The following is a 14,820-nucleotide window of genomic DNA, read 5'->3' as shown; positions in this document are numbered from 1 at the left end:
AGGTAAGAAAGGCAAGAGATGGGCGTGCTACCAAGCAGAACCGCTACGGCTGTGAAATCCGTCGAAGAGAAATCCTCGGTTGTGATTCGCTTTGCCGGCGATTCCGGTGACGGCATGCAGGTCGCCGGCATGCAATTCACCAACGAATCTGCACTCGCCGGCAACGACCTGAGCACCCTACCGGACTTCCCGGCGGAAATCCGAGCCCCGGCGGGCACCTTGGCCGGGGTCTCCGGGTTCCAGGTGAATTTCTCCAGCCGCGAAGTGTTCACTCCTGGCGACGACCTCGACGTGTTGATCGCGATGAATCCAGCAGCGCTGAAGGTCAATATCGCCGACCTCCGGCCCAACGGCATCCTGATCGTCGACACCGAAGCATTTGGCGATAACAACCTGAAAAAGGCGGAGTACAAATCGAACCCACTCACGGATGGGTCGCTGCACCGTTTTCAGGTGTTTTCTATCGATATCAGTAGGCTTACGGCCCTCACGCTAAAGGACATGAACCTCTCCTCGCGGGTGGTGAGCCGCTGCAAGAACTTCTTCGCCCTGGGCTTGGTCTCGTGGTTGTTTCATCGCCCCACCGAGCCGAGCGAGAACTGGATCCGGCAGCGCTTTCAGAAGACCGCGGAACTGGCGGAGGCCAACGTCCGCGTGCTGAAAGCCGGCTACAATTTCGGCGAGACCACGGAAATCTTTGCCACCTCCTACGAGGTGAAGCCGGCGCGCATTGGGCCGGGGAAATATCGGACCATCACCGGGAACACCGCTGTCGCGCTCGGCCTTGTTGCAGCCGCCCATCAAGCACGGATTCCTGTGTTTCTTGGCAGTTACCCGATCACGCCAGCCAGCGACATTCTCCACGAGTTGGCGAGCCTCAAGAATTTCGGGGTGTACACCTTCCAGGCCGAAGATGAGATCGCTGGCATAGGCGCAGCGCTCGGCGCGGCCTTTGGCGGTGCGGTGGCCGTAACAACCACCAGTGGCCCCGGAATGTGCCTCAAGGCCGAAACCATCAATCTCGCAGTGAGCGTAGAGTTGCCGATAGTAATCTGCGACATCCAGCGTGGCGGGCCGAGTACGGGACTTCCCACTAAGACCGAACAGGGCGACCTGATGATGGCGCTATACGGACGTAACAGCGATTCCCCCGTGCCCGTCATAGCCGCTTCGACCCCGGGGGACTGCTTTTATGCCGCCTTGGAGAGCGTCCGCATCGCCATCAAGTACATGACGCCGGTGATTCTGCTCTCCGATGGCTACCTCGCCAACGGGGCTGAGCCTTGGCGGATTCCCAAAGTGACCGAGTTGCCGGAACTCGAAGTGAAGTTCCGTACCGACCCGCAGAACTTCTATCCGTACCTGCGGGACGAAACGACGTTGTCCCGGCCTTGGGCGGTACCGGGAACACCCAATCTCGAACACCGCATCGGCGGCCTGGAGAAGGAACACATCAGCGGCAACGTGTGCTACGCACCCCTCAACCACGAGCAGATGGTCAATTTGCGCGCCCGCAAGATTGCCGGGATTGCCGCCGAGATCCCACCGACGAAGGTGCAGGGCGCACCCGAGGGGGATCTGCTGGTCGTGGGCTGGGGCAGTACATTTGGCTCCATTGCCGCGGCGGTGAACGAAGTGCAACAGCTGGGGAAAGCCGTGTCGCACGTGCACCTGCGTTATCTGAACCCATTGCCGGCGGACCTTGGGGAGGTGCTGGCCCGGTTCAAAAAGATACTGGTGCCGGAGATGAATCTAGGCCAGCTCGTAAGACTCCTGCGGGCGGAGTACCTGGTCGATGCGGTGGGCTTGAATAAGGTTCAGGGCCTCCCCTTCAAGGTCTCGGAGATCGCCAGCAGCATTCTTCGCGCATTGGAGGGGTAGCAAACATGTCGACTGCAACCGTGAATCCAAAACTGACACGCAAAGAGTTTGTTTCCGACCAGGACGTCCGATGGTGTCCTGGCTGCGGCGATTATGCCATTCTCGCGCAGGTGCAGAAGGTGATGCCGGAGCTGGGCATCCCGCGGGAGAACATCGTCTTCATCTCCGGTATCGGATGCTCCAGCCGGTTCCCGTATTACATGAACACCTACGGCTTCCACAGCATTCACGGGCGAGCGCCGGCAATCGCCAGCGGCCTGAAAGCCTTCCGACCAGACCTTTCGGTGTGGGTAGCAACCGGCGACGGCGATGGTTTGTCGATCGGCGGCAACCATTTGATTCACCTTCTGCGCCGCAACCTCGACATCAATATTCTCCTCTTCAACAATCGCATCTACGGACTCACCAAGGGCCAGTATTCTCCGACCTCGGAGCAGGGAAAAATCACAAAGTCCACCCCGTTCGGCGCGATCGATCATCCCTTCAATCCAACATCGGTGGCCTTGGGCTCCGACGGAACCTTCGTCGCCCGCAGCATCGATGTTGAAGCGAAGCATCTGCAGGACACGATCCGGCGTGCCTATGAGCATCGCGGCACATCGTTCATCGAGATTTTGCAGAACTGTAACATCTTCAACGACGGTGCCTTCGCGCATCTCACCGAGAAGGATGTCAAAGCGGACCACCAGCTCGTCCTTGAACACGGCAAGCCACTGATCTTCGGCAAGAGCCGTGACAAAGGCATCCGCATGCGCGGGCACTCGCTCGAGGTCGTACAGCTGGATCACGGCGTCAGCGAGTCCGATTTGCTCGTTCACGACGAGAAGGACTCGGCGCTGGCATTCCTCCTCGGCCTGATGGGGCCGCCGACCTTCCCGACACCAATCGGGGTCTTTCGTGCGGTGGAGCGCCCCACCTACGAAAGCGTCATGGCCGAGCAAATCCAGCAGGCGAAGCAGCGGCAGGGCGAGGGTGACCTTGAGGAACTTCTGAGTCGCGGCGACACCTGGACGGTGACGTAGGCCGCACCTCACAGCTTGACGATAAGGATACGAAGCGACGGCAGGGATGTGAATGGCACGTTGGGTTGTCATCATTGGAGCAGTTGCAGTAGCCGCAGCGGTGGGTTTTCTCGCCGGCTACGTGCACTGGGCTAGCCAGGTAACCCAGCTTCAGCAACTGCAACGACGGGCGCAGTCAAGCGACTCCGAAGAGGCCGCTCTCCGCAGCGAAAAGCAACAGCTCGAGGAACGAATCGATCAGATCACCAAGGAACAGGAACGGCTCGCACAGGAGAACGAGACTCTGCGTAAAGAGCGGACCAAGCAGCAGCTCCTCATGGGGCAGGAAGGCGAGCTTCCCGCACGGCCACCGAAGTAGTGCCTACTGAAGAGACGGTACCAGACACGCAAGCTGCCCCAGAGTCCTGAGGGGATTCAGGGCGGCAGGACGCGGATCACAATCGTTGCCAGGCGGCTGACATTGCCGGCGGTATCGCGAATTCGCGCCCCAACCACAGTGTCCCCAACGGGGAAGCTGAACGGCTTATCAATTAACCCGCAAAACTGGATCTTGCTGCTGCGATCCACGAAAGAAGACGTACCCGACTGGGAAGGCACAGTACACGCCAATGCCGGATTCGTAATGCCAAGTGGTGCACCTTGACCGTCCTTGAACCGACAGGCGAAATCGTTGATCGTGGGAGCCTGTGCCGCTGAGAAATCGAATGGGTTCACCGCCGGCACACCACCCGCGTCGCAGACAGCCGGACTCCCGTCGCCAAGGTTGTTCGACGCCTCCACTTGCAGGTCCGGTAATGCCGCTGGATTCCCGCTGAAAGTACTCTCTCCCAGGGGGACCAGCGTTCCCCCCGGCCGGCCCTCGACCACGAGCTTAAAGTCATACGCAGGTCGCTCATAAATCGGGCCGTCGTCCGCTACCCCAATGGGGTCCACGAGCGTATCGTCACCTCGCGCCACCCCGAAGAAGGTGATCACCGGCTCCGGTGGAATCGTCGCCGTCGGCGTGCTGGTCACGGTCGGCGTCAGCGTCGGGGTCCGCGTCAACGTCGGCGTCCGCGTCAACGTAGCCGTTCGGGTCGCCGTTGGCGTCGGCGTCATGGTTGGTGAAGCCGTCAGGGTCGGTGAGGCACTGAGCGTCGGCGTCGCTGTCGGCGTCGGACTCAGCGTCGGCGACCTGGTCCCTGTGGGGGTCCGCGTCGATGTGGCCGAGGGTGGGACGCGTGTAGCCGTGGGCGAGGGCGTGGTGGCCGGAGAAAATGTGACGCTCGGCGTGACCGACGGCGGCACGGTTCTGCTCAACGTCACAGTAGGCGAGGCCGTGAGCGTCGGCACGAGAGTTCGGGACGGACTTGTCGCGCTCGGGCTCACCGTCTGCGTCGCCGACGCTACGGCAGTGGCCGTGGCGGTCGGTAAAGGGGTTACAGTGAGGGCAGTCGCACTCACTGATGGCGTAGACGTCGGACTTGCAAGTGGCGTTACCGAGCTTGTCGGTGATGCCGTGGGTAACCGCGTTCCACTCGCAGTCGGCGTGGGAGATGGAGTCTGAGTCGGAGCTAACGTCGGTGAGCCGAATGGTGTCGCCCTGGTCGCTGTGGGCGTCGCGGTATTCGACGGCGTAAGCGTCCGGGTCGGAGTCACGGTGTTGCCCGGTGTCGCACTCGGAGCACGTGTCGCCGTGGCTACAGGCTGGCTACCGATCCTGACGATGAGGTGGGACAACGGCCCCAAGGTGCCGCTGACATCCCGCAACTGGACGGTCAGAACGGTGTCACCGGGCGGAAAGGTCTTGTCCGCACTTACTACCATGCAGAATTGCACGACCCGTGGCGCCGAGGAGATAAAACTGGGTGAGTCGAATGCATCAACCGTGCAGGCACGCGCACGATTGGTATTCGCCCCGAAGGCGCAACTGAAGTCATTCAGGGCGTTTGACACCGTCTGATTCACACTGAAATCCGACGGATCGAAGCCAGGGATCCCGCCTGCCAAGCACACGCCGCGATCGCCGTCGCCAAGCGGTTGGGAGGCTTCCATCTGCAAGTCCGGCCGCGCCGTAGGATCATTTTTGTTCCAGTTGAAGACCACCGTTCCGACGGGGAAGAGGTCGCTCCCCGGGATAGCTTCAACTACGAGTTGGAACCCCGAACCCGTAGCGCTCTGGAAAATTGCGGCTCCATCCGTCGTGCCCACAGGAGAAATCACCGTGCCGTCCGCCGCCGCAAGAGCGAACGCAACAATCAGCGGCCCAACACGCGGCGTCGGGGTCGGCGTCGGAGGCGTCAACAGTAGCTGTGCTACCGCAAGGATGTCGGCCGCACTCGCAACCCCGTCACCGTTGGCATCGATAACAGAACAGCCGCCGGCCGGACCAGAAGCATCATCGCCAAACAGGTGTTCGGTGACAGCGGCCAGTTGCGCTTCAGGGTATACGCATTGCGTATCCGCCAGCAGCGGCGTTGGCGCCGTGCTATTGAAGCTCCATAAGATGGCAAGGCCAATGAAGCAAGTTCGAACGCGTGTAAAGTACCCCATACGCTGCGGCTAGCTGAAGAGTCGGGCGTCACTATGCCCGTACGTCTCACAACCGTCAATCGCACTCGCGGCACGGCTGCAGCACGGCTGCAGCACCTATTGCCAGCGCGGTCCGCTAGTAGTAAAGAACCGGGCGAGGAGAGGTGCGATGCCAAAGAGAAGAACGGCTAGCAGCAAGCCGCAGACGAGCCAGGTCCTGTCGCGTTTACAAGGCAATGTGAGAAAACTGCAGCGCGACGCTGAAGGGCTCTTGGGCCGCACACGCAAACAGGCCACCCACCTGATCACGCGCAACCAGAAACGCGCCTTGGATCGGCTGTTTAGTCAGGCACAACGGCTGCGCACGGATCTCGAAAAGCGCGCACAGCGAGCATCAAAGGACGTGGAGTCGCGCGCCGAGCGGTTTCTGTCGACTTTGGAAAAGGAAGCCTCGAAACGCTTAGTGCCACTCCTGCGCCGATTGGACGTTCCGTCGCGACAGGAGGTTCACAGCCTCTCTCGACGCATCGGACAATTAGAGCGGCGCGTCAGGCCAAGTCGAAAGCCGCCGGCTGAGGGCGCTCCACGGCACACAGCCCTTCCGACCGAGACGCCTCCGACTTCCGTCGGAGAATAAACCCTTCACGTCCCTGGCTAGCCGAGACCCACCGGTCTCTAGCAATAGTTCGCCACCGGCTGGTAACGGGCGAGCCTGTTGTCAACAGCGGCGTGCGAAACCTGCCGCTCTACCGCTACTCCATGACCGCTCGTGGCAGCCACGGAGTGCTCGGCCAAGAAAACGCGGTTACGATCGGCGCAGGTGAAGCGGGGTGTTGGTCACCAAGGACCTCGACGCGCACTTGGGCCACGCCACGCTGCACAATACCTAATTCACGCGCTGCCGCGTACGATAGGTCGATGTCACGACCGGGATAAAACGGGCCACGGTCGGTGATCTCGACCACAACGGAACGCCCGCTGCGTAACTCCGTGACCTTGACTTTGCTGCCGAGGTTGAGCGTACGGTGCGCCGCAGTGAGGCGATACGGGTTGAACGTAGCTCCACTCGCGGTGGGCTTCCCCCTGAAGCTTTTTCCGTACCACGAAGCGCGGGCGATACGTTTTGACGCCACCCGGTGCACAGCCTCGCGCGCGTACACCTGCGGAGCAGCAACAATGCCCGAAAGAATTGGAACGACCAAAAGTGAACCGAGCCGATTAAGGCCGACGTGAGCCATGGACCCCTCCTTCTGCTCTCGCGTCCCTGGAGAGGTCACACCCACGGTACAGACCGCTTTCGGCGCCATGACACTAGTCCATGGCTCCTCTCCTTGAAGGCCGGCGAAGTTAGCTGACGGGTTTGGGCTCAAAGAGTTACCCATCCCAACCGGAAAGCCAGTTGGGATTCACCCCAAAAACTATGGTTCCTCCGCTTCTCTCTCGAGAATTAGGCCTGGACGCAGGCCCTTTCCTCGCAGATGCGGGTTGAAAAATCAACCCACCGCTGAAATTTTTTCACCTGAGCGTCATGCTTGTGACGCACGATGGGGACGGGCACCACTTGGTCGTACGCTTAGAAGACGGCGGGAATGGCACGTGCCGTGCTGTCCCAAGTGCAGCGGTTTGGGAGCGTGTGAGTAAAGGGGGAGCTATGTTAGGCAACAAGCAGGATTTTGGTTCGCCGATCAATGCGTTGCGGCGCCGCCTCAACATGACGCAAGAGGAATTTGCGCACGCCATCGGCGTCACGGTGTCGACGGTGAACCGTTGGGAGAATGGCCACATCGAGCCAAGCCGTTTGGCTCGCAAGGCGATGGAAGGCCTCCTCGCTGAGTTCCCGAACTCGTCCGATTTACTCGTTCAACCGACCAGATTGAACGCAAGGCAATCCTAAAAAACTCGGCGGAGAAACCACCGCTGCCGACGCGAACCGCTCGGCGCAACCAGCAGGCTCGTGTTTCACCATGCGAGAGGTTGACAGGGGTGGTGATGATGGCCCCTGTGGCGTAGCCTAGTGACCGTGGAGCGGCTACCTCCAGGTTTGCGTAAGACGACCCCTAATCCCGGCAGCGGTGCTCGCCGGGTCGTTGCGGGTTGTCCCCGATCTGGTCGCCCAGCCGACGGCGACCCCGCGAGCCTAACGCGCGGAAATCACGCACGGTGGCGCAAGCGGCGGGATTCCCCCAGCATCGGAACAACAGTTGACAGATTTGCTCCGACCAATCTAAGTCGCTAGTGGCGCACGCGGTCAATAGAGCAACGCGGCCGCCCGCATTGGCGCGCCAGCGCTGTCCGCAAGGGCCAGCGGGAACCCCACAAAGACGATGTTCTTCTCACCCACGAGAAGTCCAACATTTGCGAGGCCTTCAACCACCGGGATTCCGGCATGAAAGAAGGCGAGACGCTCCGCCCAGACCTCATCCGGCGGACGGTTTCTCTCCATGAGATCGGCATACCCGCTGAAGCTCCCGATGCTCGGCATGTCCGTCGCCAGTGCCCGAATCTTCTTCGCAGCAAGCCACTGCGCCGCCTGCACGGACAGCCAAGAGTACGTTGGCCAACCCTCATCCTGAGGTCCCGTGTAACCGACGAACAGGATCAGGATTTCATTGGCAGCGATATTGTAGTTTTCCAGATCCGTGATCTGCAGCGGCGAATGCCGATCTTTCCACCGCAGGTCGAGTACGCGCGCCGGCCCGTAGAGCTTTTCCAAGGGCACCTGATTGGCTCGCTCGCCGCCCTTGAGGAGCCTGGCTGGGGCGTCGAGGTGCGCCCCGAGGTTGCTCGGCAGCTCGCAGTACGTCAAACCGAAGGCGTAGTTCTCGCTGGGTGGCACCACCGGTGTAAACACCAGGCGCTCCTTAAGCCCAAGAAACTCTATCGCCCGGTGGCCGAGCGCACGCGCAGGCAGGTCTTCCGTAATCACCGGAGAGAGATCGACAATTTTCTTCGGCATTCGCACCGCAACCGAGCCACCGGTCCGACACCCCAGTAGACTGGCAATAAGAATGAGCCCTCCGAGTTGAAGGTTGTAGGCGGCAACCGATTTGTAGCGCTCCCTCATATGTCGTTCCTCATGCTGGCTCATGAAAATGGATAACGGGTACCGCGTTCTCGATCATTTCACAAAACCTTTGTTCGCCAACGGCCCTGCGTCCTGCCGCCATGGTTTCGCCCGCGCCCGATAAAGCACTGGTCGGGCCTCCGACGCAAGCCCCGGTTGAGGTACCGCTTTGACGATCCGGCGCACGAGGGCACATCATCCTCGCCGGCCGTTTTCACTCTTCCGCGCCCCGAACCGGGCCATTCGCGGATTGGTCATCATATTCCAACGGACCGACAGCCGGCAATAGGACCGTCGGTAGCCAGAATCACTGTCACGTTTTGCCAACCTGGACACTAGCGGGACACCCAGTCGCAACCCTATGATGGGAACTTGATGTTGGCTTCCGATCATTTCGTCCGTATCAACAATCTGCGGCTGCGCTATCGGCAGTGGGGTGACCCTGCGCTTCCCCCGGTGGTGCTGCTCCATGGCGGCTCAGCACACGCTCACTGGTGGGATTTGTTCGCCGCCGCCATAACGGACAGTCATTGCGCCTACGCGCTCGACCTGCGCGGGCACGGCGACAGCGAACGGCCGAACCCCCCGGCGTACCGAATTAGCGATTACGCGCACGACTTGGCGGCATTCATCGAAGCCATGGGGTTTGACAGCGTGAACCTTGTCGGACATTCGCTCGGCGGTATGGTCGCAACCGCGTACGGTGCCTGGGTACCAGAACGAGTCAAGCGCCTCGTTGTGGTTGATAGCTCCCTCAGGATCAGTCCCGCCGAAGCACGCTACATGGCGCGGCTGCAGCGCCTTCCGCATCCCATGTATCAGAGCCGCGAAGACGCCCTACGCCGCTTTCGCCTCTTGCCGACGCACACCATGGCCGACCCCAGCATTCTGCGACACGTTGCCGCGCAGGGGGTGCGTCAACTCCCGGACGGCCGCTGGACGCTGAAGTTCGACCGTCAGGCGATGGCACACAACGAGTCTCAGGATCTGACGCCGTGCTTGGAGCGCTTGCGCTGCCCAATTCTGTTCGTGCGCGGGGCTCACAGCACCGTGCTGACGCAGGCGATGCTGGCGGCATTGCTCGCACCGTTCCCAAATGCCAGGGCGGTGGAAATCCCCGCAGCGCACCATCACGTCATGCTCGACAACCCGCCGGCATTTGAACGCGAGGTCCGTATGTTCTTGGAGCAACCCTCAATTTCTAGCGCCTAGCCTCCTAGCCCAGAACCAGCCATGCAATTCATCGACGAGCCCTTCCGCCACACTCCAGTTTACGCGACGACGCAGGTCCTCGTCGTCGGGGGCGGATCGGCAGGCACTGCGGCAGCGGTTGCCGCAGCCAGAAATGGGGCAAAGACGCTGCTCGTCGAGGTCGAAGGCCGCAAGCGGGTGATGGAAACCGTCGATCAGCTCCGCCGCGATCTGCCGCAGTTCAAGCACGCACACATCTGCGACATCGCGACCCAGATCGGCATCACCGAAAGCCGGCGCATGCTCGGCGAGTACGTCCTCACGCGTGACGACATGGATCAGCCGATGCCAGACGCGATCGCCCTTTCGGGGCACTGGACCAAGTACGGAGCGCTGTACGGAATCCCGTTTCGGTCCCTGCTGCCAAGAGAATACTCCAACCTGCTGGTCGCCGGCCGCTGCATCTCCGTCGATCACCGCACGCACCACGCCACGAAAGAAATCCCCGCATGCATGGCCACTGGAGAGGCCGCCGGTACGGCCGCGGCCATGGCGGTGCAGGCGCGGAGCAGTCTGAAGACACTTGACGTCCCGGCACTCCAAACACGACTGCGCCAGCACGGCGCAATCTTGAATCTCGGCAGTTAACCCTGATGCGACAATACCCAGATGGCAATCAGATCAGGTGTAGCTCAGTGGCGGCAGCCGTCCCTGGCTGCCGGGCGCGCCACGCGCGCCGGAACTGGCGACCGCTGCTCCCCATGCAGGCACAGAGGCCTGCAGCCACCGCTGTTTCCAGAGTCCATCCTGCATGGAGTGTAGCCAGGTCTCATATTCGGTCATTTGCGCCTGCGTGGTGCGGTTGGCAGATTATTCCAGCCCAACAGTTCTTGTCACATCAAGGCTAAGGCAGGACCCATGCGCAACATTTCCCGCAAAGCCGAGCGTTTCACCGAGTCGGTGATCCGCGGCATGACCCGATTGTGCGAGCGGCACGGCGGCATAAATCTGGCCCAAGGGTTCCCGGATTTCCCGGCGCCCACGGAGCTGAAAGACGCCGCGAAGCGGGCGATTGATGCGGACCACAATCAGTACGCCATCACCTGGGGCACGCGGGAATTCCGCCAAGCCATTGCCGCCAAGATGGAGACATACAACGACGTCAGCTGCGATCCCGAGACGGAGGTGACCGTGACCTGCGGCTCGACCGAAGCCATGATCGCCGCGCTGTTGGCCGTGGTCAATCCCGGAGACGAGATCGTCATCTTCGAGCCCTTCTACGAGAACTATGGGCCCGACGCCATCATCAGCGGCGCCTCGGCGGCATACGTGCCGCTGCGTCCGCCACATTTCACCTTCGACCCAGATGCGCTGCGCGCCGCGTGCAACACCCACACCAAGGCCATCATCATCAACACCCCGCACAACCCGAGCGGTCACGTCTTCACACGCGCCGAACTCGAAAGCATCGCCGCCGTGTGCCAGGAGTTCGACTGTCTCGCCATTACGGATGAGATCTACGAGCACATCCTCTATGACGGTCGCGCCCACGTCTCGCCGGCAAGCCTGCCGGGCATGCGCGAGCGCACCATCACCATCGGCGGCCTGTCGAAGACCTACTCGGTCACTGGCTGGCGCCTGGCCTACGCCGTGGCCCCGCCGCCACTCACGAATGCCATTCGCAAGATGCACGATTTCCTCACCGTCGGTGCGCCGCACCCGCTGCAGATCGCCGGCGCCCGCGCCTTGGAGATGCCGCCGTCGTATTACGGCCGGCTCGCCTCCGAGTATGCAGAGCGGCGCGACCTTCTCGCCACCGGTTTAAACGCCGCCGGCTTCCGCATCTTCGTCCCCGAAGGCGCCTATTACATCCTCGCCGACATCGGCCAGTTCGGCATGGGCGATGTCGAGTTCTGCGACTGGTTAGTGCGTCAGGTCGGCGTCGCCGCCGTCCCCGGCTCCAGCTTTTACCGTCATCCGGAGCTCGGCCGCGGCCTGATCCGCTTCACCTTCTGCAAACGTGAGGACACGTTGCGCGAAGCGGTCCGCCGCCTCGCACGCATCCCCGAGCTGTTGCGATCGCACCGCAGCATTCCGTAGCCGCGGGCTTCAGCAGGCTGCTGAAAAAGGGCCTGAGCACCCTTCGACAAGCACAGGGTGAGCGGGAAACCCCTTATTTGATGGACTCTGAAACCGCTCGTGCTGAGGCTCTCGAAGCACGTCTTCGCGTTTATCGACAATCCTTACCAAGGAGGGGCCAGGAGAGGTTGGAAAGGTCGCGGCAACTCGACCTCCCCCTTCCCCCTCCTTGGCAAGGATGGGGTCTATTGGCCCAAGCGAATCGCGCGCGCCGAGGCCTGCCGGAACCACGTGGTGGATGGCAAGCACCTGTTGGCGGCGATGCCGCATGCCCGACGGCGCGACCGATCTCGCCGCAGGAGACGCGCCCCGAGACTGGAGAGAGATCTGTCGTGCGTGATCACTGGAGTGCGCCGAACGGCTCGCGCATCAGCCGCGCGCGGCTCTCTTGCGCGGCGGCTGCATGCGCTTGTTCGGCGGTTCTTGGTGACGTGTTCGTGGAACGGTTGCGGGGGCTTTTGGTCTCGGGCGGCACGCCGGCGTGCCGTGAAGCATGCCCTCGACGCTGATGTCCTCGTCGACGTCAGGCCAGTGTACCCCTTGGCCGGTGCCAATGAGTCGGAAGTTCGCGCGCTGTGCCGCGCTTGCCTCAGCGAGTCGCCATGACCACGCAAGCGGCACGCTGATCACGCGGCCATCTACGAGCTGCGCGATGATCTCGTTCTCCGTAACTCGTACATGCTCGATCCGCGGGTCGCTGCTAGCCACAGTGTTCATACCATGCCTCCAGAATGAGGGCGCGATGCGCCGAATCACGTTCAACTCTCGGGCATCGAAGCCATGGCTACGAGCCAGCCCGAGGGGCTCAAGCCAGAACTTGCAGGTCTTGTTCTCGCGCTCCACGTGAACATGGGGCGGCTCACTGCAATCGAAGCTGGTGAAGAAGAACCGATAGGGACCGGGGGTGCCCTTGATTCGTGGCATTCAGGCGCGTCGCTCCTCCAATGGCAGGGACCGTAGCATATCTCACGCGTAGAGGCTTGCCCGGCTCGCCGAACGCTTTGCATAACGCGCGCGGGTCTTTCCCGCGCATCGCGTGCACGCGGCTGTTCGACCTGCGAAGTGTTTCATGCTTGGAACGCCATCTCGGTAGCGAGCCTCGCCGAAAGCTGTTCTCGGACGAATCGATGTCGTCAACCGAGACGGCCTTCAGCGTCACACGGACACAATTGAGGGATCCGAGCCGCTCACGCAACACGGCCTCAACCTCCTCGCGAATCGCGGCCTCGTAATTCTGTTGCGGCGGCCAGACGGCCACTGAAGAGAAGGAGAAGGCCTGCAACGCATCGTACTGGAGCGTCAACCCGGCATGGAGAAACCGTGGGCCGACGTATCTCCGAAACTCGAATGTTATCTCTACCTGGCCAGGTCCTTTGTTCTCGCTCATCGCCGTATCGTCGAACTACTATTCGATTCCCGAATGGAACTCCGCTACCCTTACAGGTTCCCGCGGCATAGCATCCCACTCTCCCGGCCGGACGCTAGTTCACAATCTGTGTGCGGGTCAATCGGTTGCGTGCCCGAGGCTCACCTCCTTTCTCGGCGTGCTACGCGGCGCCACCCTGCGGCCTCGCGTGCGGACCAGCCAGCAGCCGGTCAGCGGGGCTCCGTCCGCCGTGCCCGCCACAATTAGGGGCTGGAAAACAATGAATCTTACAATCGACACGGCAGCCAGGGACGGCTGCCGCCACCGAGAAGGAAGCAATGAGCAGGGAAATCAAGGGTGGCGGCAGGCCTCTGTGCCTGCCACAAAGGTCTCGAAGCAGTGTGATTGCAACATTATTTTCTAACGCACCAATTTGGGGTCGGTCCTGGAAAGTCGTACTTGAGATCGGATCGGAGTTCAAAGCCAAGTGCTGCGCCGTGCTCGAGCTGGCGCTCTCGGATCGCGTCTGGAGTTTGGACTTTGGCGCGCTGCGACTTAAGGATGCGTGGATCTCTCCGTGGCTCAGTCCGCCGAGCTGGCAGGTCGCATGCAGAACAGGGTGAGGCTGGGATGCTGTTCGATCATGCGACGCGACTCAGGCCGCCGCCGGGTCGGTGCCGAACAGAAGGTCCTTGGGAGGACGCAGGTGCCCCAGGAAGCCTTGCCGGTTCGTTTGGACGATGTCCGGCTCGGTCTGCTATGGTTGGTGCTGAGGAGAACAAGGCCATGCTAAGCACCGTCAGGGCGGTGGTCCGAGAGGGGAAGATCCAACTGCTCGAAGGCGTCGAGCTTCCAGAAGGTAGCAGGCTTCTGGTGACTGTGCTGCCTGATGAGGAGGCAGGATTCTGGATGGAGGCAAGCCGAGCGTCGTTGGATCGCATCTGGAACAACCCCGAGGACGACGTCTATGCCCGCCTACTCGACGCATGACGTGGTGCTGGTGCGGTACCCGTTCTCCGACGTATCCGCCGCGAAGGTGAGCCCGCAATGCTCGGCCCGCTGCGCCGCGGCAGTGTTACCTTTCACGCATTAAACGGCGCCGGCGCTCAGCCGACCTGTTCGTAGGCTTCGAGCTTCGGCGCCGCCATCTCTTCGCGGAAGCGGTCGAAGGTCCACGGCCAGACAGCGGGTATGCCGCGGTCGCCGCGTCGCTGGCACTGATCTCGCGACAGCGGCCGGCGCGGATCGGCTCGATGAGCTCGATAATATACGCGATCTGCAGCTCGGCGACCTCGATCAGCGAGAAGTTGCCGACCGGACCGTTGGGACCGTTCAGCATGAAGAGGTTCGGGAAACCCGGAATCGAGATGGAAAGATAGGCGGTCGGTCGTTCCGCCCACAGGCCGTCGAGGCGCCGGCCCGCCCGCCCTATTACTTGCATCGGACGCAGGAAGCGGTCCACGCGAAACCCCGTCGCCAGCACCAACACGTCGAGCCCGTGCAGGCGCCCGTCGCGCCTTCCATGCCCCAGCGATGAGCCACTATATCTTGGACTTATGATCTCGCAACCCTACAGCGGTACGGGAAGCGGGAAGATGGCCGGGGTCGGATCGGAGTTCAATCGCGTCTGGAGTTCGGACTTTGGC

At 61.7% G+C, this 14,820-nt stretch carries 14 protein-coding genes and 1 riboswitch; of the genes, 9 read left to right on the top strand and 5 right to left on the bottom strand.

All coding sequences use genetic code 11. The features are described 5' to 3' along the window. Nucleotides 1-18: 18 nt before the first annotated feature. From VF515_14200 to VF515_14190, 3 genes are read left to right on the top strand one after another with little or no spacing between them, the layout of a single operon-like run. Nucleotides 19-1,881, top strand: a complete 1,863-nt coding sequence (locus tag VF515_14200; GenBank protein HEX7408788.1) for a 2-oxoacid:acceptor oxidoreductase subunit alpha — start codon at nt 19-21, stop codon at nt 1,879-1,881. A gap of 5 nt (nt 1,882-1,886) precedes the next feature. Next, nucleotides 1,887-2,903 carry a 2-oxoacid:ferredoxin oxidoreductase subunit beta gene (locus tag VF515_14195; protein HEX7408787.1) on the top strand — a complete coding sequence of 339 codons (1,017 nt, stop codon included), beginning with the start codon at nt 1,887-1,889 and terminating at the stop codon, nt 2,901-2,903. 52 nt (nt 2,904-2,955) lie between these two features. Continuing rightward, nucleotides 2,956-3,261 (top strand): hypothetical protein, encoded by a 306-nt coding sequence (locus VF515_14190; protein ID HEX7408786.1) that lies wholly within the window; start codon nt 2,956-2,958, stop codon nt 3,259-3,261. Between the two features lie 56 nt (nt 3,262-3,317). Here VF515_14190 and VF515_14185 read toward each other — a convergent pair whose 3' ends face one another. Further along, nucleotides 3,318-3,878, bottom strand: coding sequence for a hypothetical protein (locus VF515_14185; GenBank protein HEX7408785.1), 561 nt, complete (start codon nt 3,876-3,878; stop codon nt 3,318-3,320). Here VF515_14185 and VF515_14180 point away from each other — a divergent pair. Continuing rightward, entirely contained in the window at nt 3,871-4,449 is a 579-nt protein-coding gene (locus VF515_14180) for a hypothetical protein (protein ID HEX7408784.1), read from the top strand. The two genes, VF515_14185 and VF515_14180, sit on opposite strands and share 8 nt — an antisense overlap. A gap of 1,717 nt (nt 4,450-6,166) precedes the next feature. Here the strand turns inward: VF515_14180 and VF515_14175 are convergent. Further along, a complete protein-coding gene (locus VF515_14175) occupies nt 6,167-6,652 on the bottom strand; it encodes a septal ring lytic transglycosylase RlpA family protein (GenBank protein ID HEX7408783.1) in 486 nt (161 codons plus the stop codon). An 82-nt stretch (nt 6,653-6,734) separates the two neighbouring features. After that, nucleotides 6,735-6,878: riboswitch (cyclic di-AMP (ydaO/yuaA leader) on the bottom strand. A 169-nt stretch (nt 6,879-7,047) separates the two neighbouring features. Between VF515_14175 and VF515_14170 the strand changes: the two genes are divergently transcribed. Next, nucleotides 7,048-7,308, top strand: coding sequence for a helix-turn-helix transcriptional regulator (locus tag VF515_14170; GenBank protein HEX7408782.1), 261 nt, complete (start codon nt 7,048-7,050; stop codon nt 7,306-7,308). 354 nt (nt 7,309-7,662) lie between these two features. Here the strand turns inward: VF515_14170 and VF515_14165 are convergent, their stop codons facing one another. After that, nucleotides 7,663-8,370, bottom strand: coding sequence for a cyclase family protein (locus VF515_14165; GenBank protein HEX7408781.1), 708 nt, complete (start codon nt 8,368-8,370; stop codon nt 7,663-7,665). A 483-nt stretch (nt 8,371-8,853) separates the two neighbouring features. Between VF515_14165 and VF515_14160 the strand changes: the two genes are divergently transcribed. The 3 genes from VF515_14160 to VF515_14150 all read left to right on the top strand — a co-directional run bounded on the left by VF515_14160 (nt 8,854) and on the right by VF515_14150 (nt 11,769). After that, nucleotides 8,854-9,690: an alpha/beta hydrolase gene (locus VF515_14160; GenBank protein ID HEX7408780.1), complete on the top strand. Its 837-nt coding sequence runs from the start codon at nt 8,854-8,856 to the stop codon at nt 9,688-9,690. Between the two features lie 21 nt (nt 9,691-9,711). Further along, nucleotides 9,712-10,317: an FAD-dependent oxidoreductase gene (locus VF515_14155; GenBank protein HEX7408779.1), complete on the top strand. Its 606-nt coding sequence runs from the start codon at nt 9,712-9,714 to the stop codon at nt 10,315-10,317. A 270-nt stretch (nt 10,318-10,587) separates the two neighbouring features. Continuing rightward, complete coding sequence (locus VF515_14150) at nt 10,588-11,769, top strand: aminotransferase class I/II-fold pyridoxal phosphate-dependent enzyme (GenBank protein ID HEX7408778.1); 1,182 nt, start codon at nt 10,588-10,590, stop codon at nt 11,767-11,769. Nucleotides 11,770-12,177: 408 nt separating this feature from the next. Here the strand turns inward: VF515_14150 and VF515_14145 are convergent, their stop codons facing one another. Next, a complete protein-coding gene (locus tag VF515_14145; protein ID HEX7408777.1) occupies nt 12,178-12,732 on the bottom strand; it encodes a DUF2442 domain-containing protein in 555 nt (184 codons plus the stop codon). A gap of 1,228 nt (nt 12,733-13,960) precedes the next feature. Between VF515_14145 and VF515_14140 the strand changes: the two genes are divergently transcribed. After that, a complete protein-coding gene (locus tag VF515_14140) occupies nt 13,961-14,164 on the top strand; it encodes a hypothetical protein (protein ID HEX7408776.1) in 204 nt (67 codons plus the stop codon). Between the two features lie 85 nt (nt 14,165-14,249). Here VF515_14140 and VF515_14135 read toward each other — a convergent pair whose 3' ends face one another. After that, nucleotides 14,250-14,636 (bottom strand): hypothetical protein, encoded by a 387-nt coding sequence (locus tag VF515_14135; protein HEX7408775.1) that lies wholly within the window; start codon nt 14,634-14,636, stop codon nt 14,250-14,252. Between the last annotated feature and the right edge of the window lie 184 nt (nt 14,637-14,820).

Source organism: Candidatus Binatia bacterium, from assembly GCA_036382395.1.
Classification (GTDB): Bacteria; Desulfobacterota; Binatia; order HRBIN30; family HRBIN30; genus JAGDMS01.
This window is presented reverse-complemented; position numbering and strand designations above follow the sequence as displayed.

What these genes read in the sequence shown, in the direction of transcription:
- VF515_14145 (HEX7408777.1), bottom strand. Translation starts at nt 12,732, where the DNA reads ATGCCACGAATCAAGGGCACCCCCGGTCCCTATCGGTTCTTCTTCACC.
- VF515_14160 (HEX7408780.1), top strand. Translation starts at nt 8,854, where the DNA reads ATGTTGGCTTCCGATCATTTCGTCCGTATCAACAATCTGCGGCTGCGC.
- VF515_14200 (HEX7408788.1), top strand. Translation starts at nt 19, where the DNA reads ATGGGCGTGCTACCAAGCAGAACCGCTACGGCTGTGAAATCCGTCGAA.
- VF515_14150 (HEX7408778.1), top strand. Translation starts at nt 10,588, where the DNA reads ATGCGCAACATTTCCCGCAAAGCCGAGCGTTTCACCGAGTCGGTGATC.
- VF515_14140 (HEX7408776.1), top strand. Translation starts at nt 13,961, where the DNA reads ATGCTAAGCACCGTCAGGGCGGTGGTCCGAGAGGGGAAGATCCAACTG.
- VF515_14195 (HEX7408787.1), top strand. Translation starts at nt 1,887, where the DNA reads ATGTCGACTGCAACCGTGAATCCAAAACTGACACGCAAAGAGTTTGTT.
- VF515_14190 (HEX7408786.1), top strand. Translation starts at nt 2,956, where the DNA reads ATGGCACGTTGGGTTGTCATCATTGGAGCAGTTGCAGTAGCCGCAGCG.
- VF515_14175 (HEX7408783.1), bottom strand. Translation starts at nt 6,652, where the DNA reads ATGGCTCACGTCGGCCTTAATCGGCTCGGTTCACTTTTGGTCGTTCCA.
- VF515_14165 (HEX7408781.1), bottom strand. Translation starts at nt 8,370, where the DNA reads ATGCCGAAGAAAATTGTCGATCTCTCTCCGGTGATTACGGAAGACCTG.
- VF515_14155 (HEX7408779.1), top strand. Translation starts at nt 9,712, where the DNA reads ATGCAATTCATCGACGAGCCCTTCCGCCACACTCCAGTTTACGCGACG.